Annotated in this window: 14 protein-coding genes; 13 read left to right on the top strand and 1 reads right to left on the bottom strand. The window is 35.2% G+C overall.

What is annotated here, in order from left to right:
- Nucleotides 1–291: 291 nt before the first annotated feature.
- From AC4BBX_RS08245 to AC4BBX_RS08185, 13 genes are all read left to right on the top strand, one after another.
- Nucleotides 292–957, top strand: a complete 666-nt coding sequence (locus AC4BBX_RS08245) for an NUDIX hydrolase (protein WP_490453401.1) — start codon at nucleotides 292–294, stop codon at nucleotides 955–957.
- Nucleotides 958–969: 12 nt separating this feature from the next.
- Nucleotides 970–1,575, top strand: coding sequence for an NAD(P)H-dependent oxidoreductase (locus AC4BBX_RS08240; protein WP_490453400.1), 606 nt, complete (start codon nucleotides 970–972; stop codon nucleotides 1,573–1,575).
- 215 nt (nucleotides 1,576–1,790) lie between these two features.
- On the top strand, nucleotides 1,791–2,465 hold the full coding sequence (locus AC4BBX_RS08235) for a glycerophosphodiester phosphodiesterase (protein ID WP_490453399.1): 675 nt from the start codon (nucleotides 1,791–1,793) through the stop codon (nucleotides 2,463–2,465).
- On the top strand, nucleotides 2,431–3,267 hold the full coding sequence (locus tag AC4BBX_RS08230) for an ABC transporter permease (RefSeq protein WP_490453398.1): 837 nt from the start codon (nucleotides 2,431–2,433) through the stop codon (nucleotides 3,265–3,267). The genes AC4BBX_RS08235 and AC4BBX_RS08230 overlap by 35 nt, the downstream gene beginning before the upstream one ends.
- 38 nt (nucleotides 3,268–3,305) lie before the next feature.
- Nucleotides 3,306–4,262: an ABC transporter ATP-binding protein gene (locus AC4BBX_RS08225; protein ID WP_490453397.1), complete on the top strand. Its 957-nt coding sequence runs from the start codon at nucleotides 3,306–3,308 to the stop codon at nucleotides 4,260–4,262.
- A 27-nt stretch (nucleotides 4,263–4,289) separates the two neighbouring features.
- Entirely contained in the window at nucleotides 4,290–5,453 is a 1,164-nt protein-coding gene (locus tag AC4BBX_RS08220) for an extracellular solute-binding protein (RefSeq protein ID WP_490453396.1), read from the top strand.
- A complete protein-coding gene (locus AC4BBX_RS08215; protein WP_490453395.1) occupies nucleotides 5,450–6,349 on the top strand; it encodes an ABC transporter permease in 900 nt (299 codons plus the stop codon). The genes AC4BBX_RS08220 and AC4BBX_RS08215 overlap by 4 nt, the downstream gene beginning before the upstream one ends.
- An 81-nt stretch (nucleotides 6,350–6,430) precedes the next feature.
- Nucleotides 6,431–6,874, top strand: a complete 444-nt coding sequence (locus AC4BBX_RS08210; RefSeq protein ID WP_490453394.1) for a hypothetical protein — start codon at nucleotides 6,431–6,433, stop codon at nucleotides 6,872–6,874.
- Complete coding sequence (locus tag AC4BBX_RS08205; protein WP_490453393.1) at nucleotides 6,871–7,833, top strand: CehA/McbA family metallohydrolase; 963 nt, start codon at nucleotides 6,871–6,873, stop codon at nucleotides 7,831–7,833. The genes AC4BBX_RS08210 and AC4BBX_RS08205 overlap by 4 nt, the downstream gene beginning before the upstream one ends.
- Before the next feature lie 302 nt (nucleotides 7,834–8,135).
- Complete coding sequence (locus AC4BBX_RS08200) at nucleotides 8,136–9,008, top strand: Rgg family transcriptional regulator (RefSeq protein ID WP_490453392.1); 873 nt, start codon at nucleotides 8,136–8,138, stop codon at nucleotides 9,006–9,008.
- Nucleotides 9,009–9,136: 128 nt separating this feature from the next.
- A complete protein-coding gene (locus AC4BBX_RS08195; RefSeq protein WP_490453391.1) occupies nucleotides 9,137–10,015 on the top strand; it encodes a caspase family protein in 879 nt (292 codons plus the stop codon).
- Between the two features lie 203 nt (nucleotides 10,016–10,218).
- The gene (locus tag AC4BBX_RS08190) at nucleotides 10,219–11,337 is read left to right on the top strand and encodes a hypothetical protein (RefSeq protein WP_490453390.1); all 1,119 of its coding nucleotides are present in this window, start codon (nucleotides 10,219–10,221) and stop codon (nucleotides 11,335–11,337) included.
- A 23-nt stretch (nucleotides 11,338–11,360) separates the two neighbouring features.
- Nucleotides 11,361–12,866 (top strand): Sau3AI family type II restriction endonuclease, encoded by a 1,506-nt coding sequence (locus tag AC4BBX_RS08185; protein ID WP_490453389.1) that lies wholly within the window; start codon nucleotides 11,361–11,363, stop codon nucleotides 12,864–12,866.
- A gap of 27 nt (nucleotides 12,867–12,893) precedes the next feature.
- Here AC4BBX_RS08185 and AC4BBX_RS08180 read toward each other — a convergent pair whose 3' ends face one another.
- Nucleotides 12,894–14,180 carry a DNA cytosine methyltransferase gene (locus AC4BBX_RS08180; RefSeq protein WP_490453388.1) on the bottom strand — a complete coding sequence of 429 codons (1,287 nt, stop codon included), beginning with the start codon at nucleotides 14,178–14,180 and terminating at the stop codon, nucleotides 12,894–12,896.
- Nucleotides 14,181–14,263 lie beyond the last annotated feature (83 nt).

The raw sequence follows: 14,263 nt of genomic DNA, 5'->3' as shown, positions 1-14,263 counted from the left end.
CAAAGCCACTACAATTAGTCGCTTGGCTTAGGTCTTGCCTTCATTGAAGTCACAATCCTAACTCTAACAGCATCTTATCATGTATGAAAACGATTGTCAATTTGTTGGAGGGAGGAGGTAATGAGAGTTGAAATTAAGGTGTTGATTAGTGGTGATCGTTCAATAATTTTCGATATTCTGATTTTACAAATTTTTAGCTTATTGATTTAAGAAAGTTTTTCCATTTTTCTTTTGATTCTCATCAAAACCTAGTTATAATAAAACCATCCATATTTTGCAAAGAGGGAAACTATGAATCAATCACAACTAAACCATTTAAAATCTAGATTTAATTTTCATCAAGAATTGAGTGGATTGGAAAATTTTTTTCAGTCTGCAGTGTTTGTCCCACTCATTTTGATAGAGGACGAATATCATTTTATTTTTGAAAAGCGTGCCGCAACCATTCGACAAGGTGGCGAGATTTGTTTTCCAGGTGGGAAAATTGATCCGACTGATGAAACTCCCCAAGTAACGGCTATTCGTGAAACTTGTGAAGAATTAGGTTGTCAGCCAGAGAAGTTAGAGGTTTTGGGGAATTTAAAAATAGTTTTAATTCCTACTGGAGCGATGATTTATCCATATGTAGGTGTCTTTCATCAACCTTTAGAAGAGTTAGAAATTTCTCCTGCTGAGGTGGAGAAGATTTATACGGTGCCGGTTTCGTATTTTATGAACAATCAGCCAGAAGAGTATCATAGTAAGATACTGATTCATCCCTATAGTATAAACGGCGATTCTGGTGAAAAAGAAGTTTATTTACCCGCTGAAGAATTGAATTTGCCGGAGCGTTATTTTGAACCATGGGGCAATATTGACCGTAAAATTTACGTTTATCAAGTGAATGGAGAAACGATTTGGGGAATTACCGCCGAAATTATTGTTGATTTTGTTAAACAAATGACAAATAGCAAGTAGAAGGGAGTTCGTATGAAAGCTTTAATTGTTTATGCACATCCAAGAAAAGAAAATTTTTCTTATGCCTTATTAGAGAGAGTTGTCAATGCGCTAGAAAAGAAAAAGATAGAAGTGGAAGTCAGAGATTTGTATCAAATGCAGTTTCATCCGATTTTAGATGGACCGGATATGATACATACAAATCAAGGAGAATTTATTCGTGAAAATGACGATTATCCAGAAGATGTTCAGGTAGAACAAGCGTTAATTGAAGAAAGTGATGTGCTGATTTATCTATTCCCTATTTGGTGGAATGGGATGCCGGCAATCATGAAAGGTTATATTGACCGTGTCTTTCAACATGGTTTTGCTTATAGTTTTACTTCGGATGAGCCTAAAAAACGATTTGCGGGTAAACGAGCATTATTCTTAACACCCACGGGTCAGCCACAAAATATCGAGGGTGAAGATACCAAGTTGACACGCGCGATTAAAACACTAACATCGGAATGGTTGTTTAATAGTATTGATGTGGAAATTATTGATCATGTATTTTATGGCAGAGTTCCTTATCTAACGAGAGCAGAATTAGAGCAATATTTATTAGCAACCGAAAAATTAATTGAAGAAAAAATATAAACAGTTGTAGCGTAGAGAAAATTCTTACGCTGCAACTGTTTTTTTGGTAGGAAAAAATTTTCATCTAAAAATTTGAATGTTCCATGGATAAGAATCTATTTATTTTCAGAAAATTTACATATCTCCTTTTATTTTTACATCATATTTACAGGATTTTGCTTCAAAATTAATATTCAAGTTCTACAATCATACAGGTAAGGAGGATGTGAAAATCCATGACATATATCACTGCACATTCAGGAAGTGACCAGACAGAAGAGAATAGTTTACGTTTTGTAGAATTTTTTCGAGATAAGCCAGTTGATGCTCTAGAAATTGATGTGAGAAAAAATTCTCGCGGACAATTGGTATTAAACCATGACCAGTTAGTAGTTGGAGAAGACTATCTTTCGCTCAATACTTTCTTAACAGCGATGAAAGGCACGTCTTTAAAACTAAATTGTGATTTAAAAGAATCGAACTTAGAAATAGGGGTATTTGAATTAGCCCAACGTCACAATAAATGGTCAGATATTTTATTAAGTGGTAATGTCGATCCAAAATATCTGAAAAAATGGCCCACTCAATTATTGATGAACATTGAAAATGCCGTTGATCTTAGGAAGTCTTATGCTGAATGGGATGAAGAGACTGTGATTGAAGGAATGGAACATCTAGCCAAACAAGGGGCAAAAATTATTAATATGCCCGAGCAACTTTTCACAGAAAAAATCTACGAAACAGGACAAGCATTAGCGGTAGATTTTTCCTTGTGGACAGTTAATGATTTAAACCGAATCGAAGAACTAGTTGCTAAAAATATTTATAACGTGACATCACGTCAAGCGTGGGCATATTTACAAAGGAGGACAGCGGATGAAATATCTAAATCCCAAACGTCTGTATCATAGTTTTGGTAAGAAATTTTTCTTTGACACACTGATTTTTTCTATCTTTTTACTTTTTTTCTATGGACCGTTACTGAATACATTTATGTTAGCTTTTGCGGAACAATATCAAGTACCGAATGTGTTACCAACAAAATGGGGCTTTCAATGGTGGGCATACATTTTTGCTCAAAACAATCTAATTCAGTCGATTTTTAATTCCTTTTTTATTGCTTTATTAGCAACAGGGATTTCAATGCTGATTTGTATTCCAGCAGCCTATGCGTTGGCACGCTTTGAATTTAAAGGGAAAAGCTTTTTCATGTTTTCCTTCTTACTATCAAATGCCTTTCCTAAAATTGGTTTGTACACGGCTTTGGGAATTTTATTTTATCGTTTTAATTTAATGGGAACTTTAGCTGGGGTGATCATTGTGCATATTTTAAACACGATGATTTTTATGATTTGGATTCCTTCAAGTTCTTTCCGAAATATCCATATCCAACAAGAAGAAGCTGCTCGAGATGTCGGTGCGGGACCGTTTAGAACATTTATGAAGATTACGTTACCAGCTGCGGTGCCGGGAATTGCTGTATCAGCGATGTATACTTTTTTAGGTTCTTTAGAAGAAGCGCAAGGAACATTATTAGTCGGTTTTCCAGAAATCAAAACGATGGCGACATCGATGTACGGTGTGATTTTGGATTATCCACCGATGGCAGGAGCAGTCTTTTCACTATTATTAATCATTCCAACGATTATCTTATTATGGATTGTTCGGAAAATTTTTGGAAAAGATTTGTTCTCAAGAGGAATTTCACTCTAATACGAATAAATTTAATACATTAAAGGAGTCTTAAACCAGTGAATGATGTAAAAGTAAAAATAGCGAATATCTCAAAAGTTTATGACAATGGTGACGGCATCCGAAATATTGATTTGGACATTCGTTCTGGAGAAATATTGACTTTGCTAGGACCATCCGGCTGTGGGAAAAGTACCATTTTACGTTGCTTGGGCGGTTTTCAACCGATTGACGGGGGTCAGATTTTAATTGATGACCAAGATGTTACCAAATTACCTGCAGACAAGCGTCCGACAAGTATGGTTTTTCAAGGCTACAATTTGTGGAGTCATATGACTGTTTACGAAAACCTAGCCTTTGGTTTGAAAATTCGCAAATTTTCCAAAGCTGAAATGAAACAAAAAATTACAGACATGTTGGCTTTGCTGAAATTACCTGGCGTGGAGAAAAAATACCCGAGCCAATTATCTGGAGGACAACAACAGCGGATTGCGATTGGTCGCTCACTTTTGTTAGAGCCTGCTGTTTTATTATTGGATGAGCCTTATTCAGCATTGGATGCCAAAATTCGCCAACAAATGCGAGAAGAGTTAAAACGAATTCAAGCAGAAACTAAAGTAACTATCGTTTTTGTGACCCATGATCAAGAAGAAGCAATGTCTTTGTCCGATCGAATTGTCGTAATGGAAAAAGGGAAAATCGCTCAAATCGACAGTCCATCAGAAATTTATGAAAATCCCATCAATCGTTATACGGCTTCTTTTATCGGTGAGATGAATTTCTTACCTATGGGAGAACAAGTCAAAGCCTTTCGTCCCGAAGACGTGACGCTATCGGATGTTGCAGGTGAGTATCAAGGAACGATTGAAGAAATTATGAATGCTGGGCATTATTCAGTTGTTTATGTAACGCATAATAATCAACAAATGAAGCTTTATATCAATAAAGAAGACGCAAAAAATTATCAAAAACAACAAGCAATCCATTTTACGATTAATAAATTTAAAATCTATTAAAACACGATATCTATTAGGAGGATTATCATGAAAACTTGGAAAAAATGGCTAACATTTGGTATGACAGCAACTTTGGCAACAACTTTTTTAGCAGCGTGTGGTTCAAATAATGAGGCAGCAGCAGACGGTAAAACAACCGTGACACTGTGGGCAGGTGGTTCAGACAACGTAAAAGTTGGGATGGAACAAGTGGTAGCGGCTTTTAACGAAAGTGAAAAAGGTGATGACTATCAGCTAAAATTAGAATTCATTATGTCAGGTGCTGGCTCACAAAGTTTAAGTGATCGTATTATTGCTGCAAAAAAAGCCGACCAAGAAGATACGGATTACGATTTGATTTTAGTTTCTGATGCAGAATATGGCACTTATGTACAAGAAGGTGGGGATGATGTATTCGTTGCTTATGATGAAAGCAATATTCCTAATTTAGCGAATGTACAAACACAAATTTCAACAGGTGAAGGTGTTTTAGTGCCTTACCGTGGAACAACTGTTGTATTGGCATACAACTCTGACAAAGTAGCTAATCCGCCGCAAACGGCAGATGAATTGTATCAATGGATTAAAGACAATCCGGGACGTTTCTCTTACAATACACCAGGCTCTGGTGGTGCCGGTGGTTCATTTGTTCAAACAGCGATCTACAACTTCTTACCGGAAGAAGCAATGAGTTCTACTGATGAAACATGGAAAGCAGAATGGAACCAAGGCTTTGACTTATTAGCTGAATTACATGATTCTATGTATCAATCTGGTGGTAAAGTAATTTATCCCAATAAAAACCAAGGGACATTAGATTTATTAATCAATGGGGAAGTCGATATGATTCCAACTTGGGCAGATATGATGATTACTAACTTAGCTAATGGGACGTTATCAGAGTCAGTGAAAATGACACAAATTGATCCTGGATTTACTGGAAACGTAGACGGTTTAGCAATTCCAAGTATTGGTTCGAATCCTGAAGGTGCTCAAGCAGTAATGAACTTCTTCTTAACGGAAGAAGCGCAACAAATCCTATTAGATGCGATGGCAGCTATTCCAGTAATTGACAGTGCCAACGTTTCTTCTGATAATTCAAAATATTTATCAGAATTAAACATCGAATCTTTCCGTACGATCAGTATTGGTAATCTTGGAAGTGAACTAAACGAAGAATGGGATCAAAAGATTGGGACTTTACCTCAATGATTAGCAAAGAGGCCCTTCAACAAGAAACGACAACTCACAAAGTACGCACTAAAACTATCAATACCCAAAAGATTCAACAAGTTTTATTACCATATCTTTTAATCTTGCCAGCCTTTAGTATTGTTGTTTTATTTATTGTCTACCCTATCTTGACGACAGTTGTTAGAAGTTTTCAAGATGGGGAAACCAAGGCATTTACATGGGCAAATTATCAATATTTTTTAACCGATCCCATTCAGTTAGATAATTTGTTCTATACTTTAAAAATTGTGGTAATTACCGTCGTTTTAGCGCTTGTTTTTGGTTACTTGTTAGCCTTATACATCCGCTTTAGTAATTCTCGTGCGAGTAAAATAATTAGTACGCTAAACCTAGTTCCACGATTTATTCCCGGACTCGTGGCAGTCTATTCAGTTATTATGGTTATTCGTGATTCAGGTGTAATTAATCGTATCAGTCAACTTCTTGGTTATGATATTAAACTGGGATGGATGTTTAATGAGACAGGGATTGTGTTGATGAATTTGTGGTTTAATATCCCCTTTGTGTCTCTATTAATTCTAGCCAGTTTGTCAGCGATTAAAGATTCCTCGATTGAAGCTGCTCGAGATATCGGTGGCAATCATTGGCTGATTTTCCAAAAGATTATTTTACCTGTGACCTACAAAGAAATTTTAGTTGCCATGACGTTTGTCTTTATGGGGAATGTTGGCTCCTTTACGACACCTTTCTTAATGGGAGGAAATCATCCGAAAATGCTTGGAATTTCTTTGTACGATCAATTTAACAGTTACATGGACTATGAGCGCACAGCGGCTCTGTCGGTGATTATGTTCCTAATATGTTCTGTATCCGCAAGTTTTTATATTGCGAGTAATTTAAAACAGAAAAAGTAGCTTTTTCCAAGACTAGTCGCCAACCTCCCCCTTGGGTTTGAGACTAGTCTTTTTCTTATTTTTTAAAAAGGAGATGTCACTTTGAAAGAACAATTACTAAACAAAAAAATTGCACTAGTTCCCGAAGATCATCAAACTCATCGGAAAATTGTGCTTGAACTTGATCACACTTATCAAGCTTTGGAAATTAACTTTTCCTATGGTCCGCAAGAAGTTCCGACTGAGCAAGCAAAAGAGTATATTCGTGAGGCATTGCCACTTTATAATCTTCCAGAAACAGCAGTGGATGAATTTTTGCCATTGGTTAATTTAATCACTGTTTCGCTTTCTTGTGAGAGTGAATACATTGGTTGCCGTCATAACAAAGAAACCCAGCAAACTATTCGTGTTGCACCAGAACAAAGCAGTTTAGGATTTATCCCTCATGAAATTAAAGCAGGTGTTTGGGAGATTCAATTAAATCTACACTGTGTGCGCTCAGAAGTTTCTGTTCATTTAGATGTGAGAGGAGTGCTGGAAGCATGAACTATTATATGACAGAATTACACGCCCATACCCGTCATAGTGATGGTGGATTTTCTACCCAAGAATTATTGAACGAAGCCAATGCTTTTGGTTATGACGTATTGGCAATTACTGACCACAATACGATGGCACCTGTGGATGAAGTACCCACATTGGATACCAAAAATTTATTAGTCTTGCCCGGTATGGAATGGACCACGTTTTTTGGTCATTTATTGGTGATTGGTGCGAATCGAGTGGTCGATTGGCGCAAAGCAACCGTGGATACAATTGACGAATCTTTGCGTGAAGTGAAAGCTGCAGGAGGAATAGCTGGAATTGCCCATCCTTTTTCGATCGGCAGTCCCATTTGTACCGGTTGTCATTGGGATTTTCATATTGAAGATTATCATTTAGTTGATTTTATTGAAGTTTGGAATCGGTTGAATCCTGATGATGATTTCCGTAGCCAACAAGCGTATGAACTGTGGATCGATTTATTGAATCAAGGCTATCGTATTTCTTGTAGTGCAGGGAGAGATTGGCATCACATGGAGGAAGCGACAGATAATACCGCCTTAACTTATGTCGGTGCTGAAAATGAGTCAGAGGAAGCCATTTTGACAAGTCTAAAAGTAGGCAACTTTTATATTACTTTAGGTGTAAAAATGACTATTTTTCTACAAATAGGGCAAGAAATCTACCACATGGGACAAGAGGTAACTGAGGGTGAGGCCCAATTAAAATTAACAGCTTTTCCTACAGAACAAGCGAAGTTAAGAACGTTTGGTTTTGAAGTTACACATGCAGTTATTTGGCTTAACGATAGGATTCTTGGCTGTGAAGCCATTCAAGAAGGCAAAGAAATAACCATCCCTGTAAAGCTAGAAAAAGGCTATATCCGAGTAGAATTATTTGGAAAAGGGAAGGGGAAGACTGAAAAAAGATTAGCAATTAGTAATCCTTTTTATATTATTTAATGCAAAAAAGTGCTATCCTCGGATAGCACTTTTTTTGTCTTAAAAGATGAACTATATCTTATTTGGTGTTATGATTGTTGCGTAAATATAGAATTTAATTATATGGTTCCCTTATGAGACTATCTGGTTTAGAAATTTAGAAAAAGCCACCACCACATAGTGCTCACCTCCTCGGTTTAGTAGTTTGTTGTTTTCCTTAATTAGATAATAACTCTAATAGGATAAACTTTTTCACTATATAGCGGAAAAAAATTTTTTTCGTCGTTTTCGAGGGATGGGAGGTAGTAAAGGAGAGAGAAGAGATGGAAGTATGGGAAATTGTCGATCGAGTAAGAAGGCAAAAAGGAATATCAATTAACGAAGTCTGTGGTGATGAAGTCAGTCGATCCGTTTATGAGCGCTTTGTCAAAAATACGGCCGATACAACTGTCACAAAATTCACCTATTTTCTACAACGAATTAACTTAGATTATGATGAATTGAAAATCTTCAATTATCCGAAAGAAACCAACATTATCCAACGAATGATGGAAGAAATGATTGTTGCTTTTATGAGTCGAGACACCGAAGAATTGCAGCGGATTGCTGACTTTTGCCGTGATAAAGAGAGTATGCTTTCTAAACGAGAAGAGCACTTGATTAGTCTATGTGAGATGATGGTTGCTCGTTTGAATAATGAGCAAGTAGACGTTCAAAATTCTAGTGTGTATCAATATTTAATCAATGCTCAAACTTGGACACGATATGAACTTGTTTTGTTTAATAATAGTATGTATGCTTTTACGCCTGAATTTGTTGAAATGATTTTGGAGAGAGCCTTAGTTAGCTTGTCAGTATACAAGGACAGTCGACAAGGACGAAGTGAAAGTTTTCGTATGTTATCTAACTCAGTCATTTATTTTATTCAACACAACCAACGAACCTTTGCTTGGAAATATTTAGAGAAATTAGGCGAATTTTATTTAGAAGAGGACATGTATTTTGAAAAAAACGTGCGCCTACTGTTAAATGGGGTTTGGGATACGATTAGAGGGAATAATAAAGGGATTGAAAAAGTACATCAGTCGTTACAAGTCTGCCAGTTTTTATCTTCCAATCAGCATTATAAGATGAATGTCGATTTACTCCGCTATATTGAAAAAATGTTTAATGTTGACTTTAAATTAGAAAAATAATTAATAATTACGTCGTATACGAACATGTATGTTGTATGCGACGTTTTTTTGTTTTTCCGAAAAGTTTTTCTGTATAGTGTAAATTAGGAATATAATTAGATTGAGCTAAAAGTTAAGAGGTGAGGAAGATGAGAAAAGCTCTTATTGTGGGACTTAATTATTATGATACGAGAAATATGTTGCCGACCTGTGTTTCGGATGCTCAACGTGTGGAAGCACTTTTAAAAAAGAATAGTAATGGAATAGAAAATTTTTCCACTTCCTTAATGATTGGTAAAGAAGAGAACTCCCGTCTTTCAGGACGGCACTTAAAAATTAGCTTAATGGAATTGTTTTTAGAAGCAACAGAAACAGCTTTGTTTTATTATAGTGGTTATGGATATTTCGATCATCAAACAGGTTATATAATTACTTCCGATTGTTTGCGCGCAATTGATGGTGTTTCTACAGATGATTTACTCATGTTATCCAATAAATCCAAAGCAAAGAACAAAATTATCATCTTAGACTTGTTTCATTCGATTTCTATGGAAGGGACCACTCCTGTATCTGAAAATTTACAAATTAGTGAAGGGACAACCTTACTTATCTCTTACAAAAAATATCAAGAAGAGGAGGAGCGTTTTACCACTTTATTATGCAGAGCCCTAGCAGGTGCAGCTGCAAATAAATCAGGGTATATTTCACCAAGTAGTGTCTATGATTACATTACTCAATCTCTAAACAAAGACGAACAACGACCATTATTTAAGACCAATGTCAGTGAATTTGTCTTGTTAAGAAGTGTCTATGGAAAAGCGCTCAATCATCGAGGCAATATCGAAGGAAAAATTCACTACGAACCAGATCTTGAAAAGAAAGAATTTTACTCCAACCTTCAATACCTTCATGATATTACGATTGAAAAACAAAAACGCAAAAAACAAAATAAATGTCCCCATTCCACAGATATCACTAACAACAGATGGCGACGCTACTGGCGATTTGTGAGTAGTGGGTTGTTGTGAGGGGAAAATTAGATAGATAGTATGACCACTTTGGCAGAGATGTTGGAGTGGTTTTTTGGATAAAATAAGTTATTTTGAATCATAAATTTTTGAAATTAAATTTTCTAGATATTGAAAAGGTTTTTACGTTATAATAAAAACAAGCTGTACTTAATTACTGCAGAAACATGAGCTAAATAGTAAGCTTTGGATGGGAGAAATTAATGGCAGGATATGTTATTTCTATGGGAGATATGAGTGAATCTGAATTACTTAACTATATCTCTAAAGGAGTATATGGGACTAAACTAAAAATAAAAAATGAGCAATGGAGTAGTACAATAGAAGGAACATTAGCTGATTACTACTCTATGAAGCCCGGAGATCATATTTATTTTTTTAGAAAAAGAAAGATTTATGGTGTTGGTAGATTAGTAAATTTGGGAAATCATGATTGTAAGATACTTAATTTTCAAGATGCTGATTTTGCAAGATACTCTAATGAAAGCACTGAAAAAATGATTATTCCAAATGAAAATATTAGATTTATATGCACATTTAAACCAGATCCATCTTTTTTTGTTAAAGGACTGGATATGGACGTTGTCCTACATTCTAATCCATCAGCTTTTCGAATGTTACGAGCATTTTGGAAAGTTTCATTCATTAAAGTTGATGAAATCGAAGACAAAGCTCTCTTTGACATACTTCTTAGAGAAAATCAGAGGGCTCTAAATAGTACAGATGGAAATAAGGTATTTAACTATGAACTACACAATAAAATAGAAAGTATTTCTAGTACAATGCTTAATATTTCTTCAAAAAAAATTATTAGTCAGACTAAAGATATCATTAATAATGATTCCTTTAGAAGAGAAATGGGTTTTGAAGCAGCTATGATTTCATATTTAATGAGTAATGACTATCCTTTTGGTAATTGGGATTATTTAAGTCATCAAGTTATAGCTTCCCCTTTCAAACCTATTGATTATATGGATAAAATGGATATATTTGGATACAGGAACATTCAAGGCTATAATACGATTAGTAAGTATTTAGTAATGGAGCTTAAAAGAAATTTTGTCGGAATTGAAGTACTAAATCAAGTTATGAAATATGTTGATTGGATCAACCAAGAATACGCTCACGGCGACTTTGAAATGATTGAAGCATATATAGTTGGATACGAATTTTCGGATGAAGTCATCAAAGAGAGTAAAAAAATTGCGTTGAGGAATTTTACTAAAGACAAACCTGCTATGAATAGAACTTGGAAGAATCTGAGACTCTTTAAATATAAAATTACCTCTAATAATGATTTAGAGTTTATAGAAATTGTTTGATTTTTCAGAAAGGTGGTTTAAATATGTCGTCACTCTATAATACAAAAGAAAAAGTTCATAATAGAGGTTTAGAAGCTGTAGGAAAACCAGTTTCTGATTTAGTAAGAGAGATGGATATGAAAATTTCTGGTAAAAAATCTCAAGTAGGGGATGCTTGGGAATCTTGGTTTGGTATTGAAAAAAATAGTATTGCAGGAGCAGATTTACCAGAAGCTGGTGTAGAATTAAAAGCTACTGGGGTGAAAATGACCAAAAATGGTCCCTCAGCTAAGGAACGTTTAGTTTTAAACATTATCAATTTCATTGAAGAAATTGATAAAGAATTTGAAACAAGCTCCTTTTGGAAGAAAAATAGATATATGGAATTAGGCTTTTATGGATATGATAAGAGTAAGTCGTGGTTAGAATGGGAACTGCTGAAATCGGTCTTATTTACATATCCTAGAAAAGATTTATTAATCATTAGGCAAGATTGGGAGAAAATTCATGGTTATATTAAAGCAGGCAAAGCACATGAATTATCGGAAGGTTTAACTATGTATCTAGGAGCTTGTTCTAAAGGAGCTAATAAGAACTCTTTGAGAGACCAGCATTCACGATTAGAAGCACCGAGAGCGATGCAACGAGCCTATTCTCTAAAAAGTACTTACATGACTTATATTTTGCGAAAATATGTATTTGGTAAGGATGAAAATCCAAATATCAGGGTTAGCCCTTTTTTACCAGGAGAGGTATTTGAGGAAGATTCGGATTATTCGACAGTAGAGAGTGTTGTTAAAGATATTCGTATTCTTGAAAATGAAACTTTGGAACACTTTATTTTAAAACGGTTAAATCGTTATAAAGAACAATCAGTTAGTAAACTGGTAAAACAATTTGGAATTCAACCAACTAAAAAAGGTCAGTTACCAAAAGCTGTAAATGCAATGATTACTAGTCGAATGTTAGGTATTCATGGAAATTTGCAAAGAACGGAAGAGTTTATTAAAGCAAACATCACTTTAAAGACCATTCGTATCAGTACTAAAGGTAATATCAGAGAGAGCATGAGTTTCCCAGCCTTTAAATTTAAAGAATTAGCTAGAGAAGAATGGTTAGACTCCACTCTTAGAGATTTATTAGATGTAGCAAAATTTTTGTTCGTGGTTTTTGAAGAGCAGGAAGATGGAGATTATATTTTTAAAGGTGCTAAATTTTGGACAATGCCTGAACATGACTTAGATGGGGTAGTGAAAGCAGCGTGGGAAGAAACGGTTCAGTCTTTGAACGATGGAGTAGAGCTTTCTTATAATATTAAGCGCAGTCGAGTAGAGAATAATTTTATTAAAAAAACAGAGCGAAGAATTATCCATGTGAGACCTCATGCGAGTGTAGCTTCCTACGAAGAAAATAATTCAAATGCTGATCAGCTTCCAGTACCTGCACAATGGCGTAATAAACCTATTAGCTACGCTGATGATTGGATGACCAAACAATGTTTTTGGCTAAACAATGATTATGTCCTGTCTCAAATATCCGACTTACTGTAAATATAACAAAACCTACAATAAGAAATCTTATTGTAGGTTTTGTAATTCATCGCCAATGCGTTTTACAATTTCTGTAACTAAGGCATTTCCCATAAAGAACATTCTCATTCTATCGCTGACTTCTACAACTTCTCCGGTAGATAGCTTTTTGAATTTTGTCCAATCATCTGGAAAATCTTGTAATCTTTCAGCTTCAATAGGTGTTAGCAGTCGATAACGATTATTTATCTTTAGAAAATGTGTTGAGCGATTGACAGAACCCTCAGAAGTTAGCATGGTTCTACCTGGTAATGTTAGATCGTCATAAGGAGACATTCCGCCTTCTGAGAACGTGTATGTGTGACCATCAACAGAAGTACGCTCTATTTTTTTTGGCCCACGAAGATAGTTAAATTTTTCAAGTTTATGAGTATCTGTCACGTAATATTTTTCGTCAATATTATCTTCTGTTTGTAGAATTTCTCCAAGAGCGATGGGTTTTTCTTTTTTTGATGGCTCAGTATCGATTGTATAATATTTTCCGTTACGCATAATGCCTGTATTCCATACAGTTCCGGAAAATTCATTCGAGATTTGCACGATATCTTCAGGAAGTTCATAGGAAGCATATCTTCCTTTATAAGGTGTATTATTAATCGGAAACTGACGAGCAAATAGACCTTCACGATAGATATACTCATCATATCGATGAATCTCATCGAATAAATCTAGGTCATTTTTTTTCTCAAATTTCTTTTCAATTTTCTGTGCAAAAGGAGTATCATTTCTATAGACAAAGAAGAATACACGTCTACGTCGTTGACTCCTTCCATAATCAGCAGCATTAATTACTCTCCATTCGACCGAGTAGTTTAATTCATTGAATGCAGCTAACATAATAGCGAAGTCCCGTCCTCTTTGTTTAGAAGGAGCTTTTAATAACCGATCCACATTCTCTAAAATTAGATATTTTGGTTGAATAATTCGTGTTGCTCGAATAATTTGCCAAAATAGTACGCCTTTTTTTCCTTCAATCCCCATTTCATTTTTCTTACTTCTTGCCACAGAGTAGTCCTGACAGGGAAATCCGCCAACGATAATGTCGGCATTCATTTCGGAAAAAGTTTTATCTGAAATTTCTTCAATGCTAATATTAATATTGTCGCTTTCTGAATAATGGTAATCATAAACTTCAAAAGCATCTTGAGATTTTCTTGATGGTTCCCATTGGTTAGCCCATTTTGTAACATATAAGTCTGGGTTGGAATGTTCTAAACCGACTCTAAATCCACCTACGCCAGCAAACAATTCTAGAACATTTAATTTTTTTGTCATGTGAAGCGAACATCCTTTCGTTTTGACTAAAGCAATTATACACTAAAACAAGAAAAAGATCAACAAGATTGAAATCAATCAGC

It is taken from the genome of Enterococcus sp. AMC1157 (assembly GCF_058216555.1).
The sequence above is the reverse complement of the archived record's forward strand: the minus strand, read 5'-3'. Positions and strand labels throughout refer to the sequence as shown.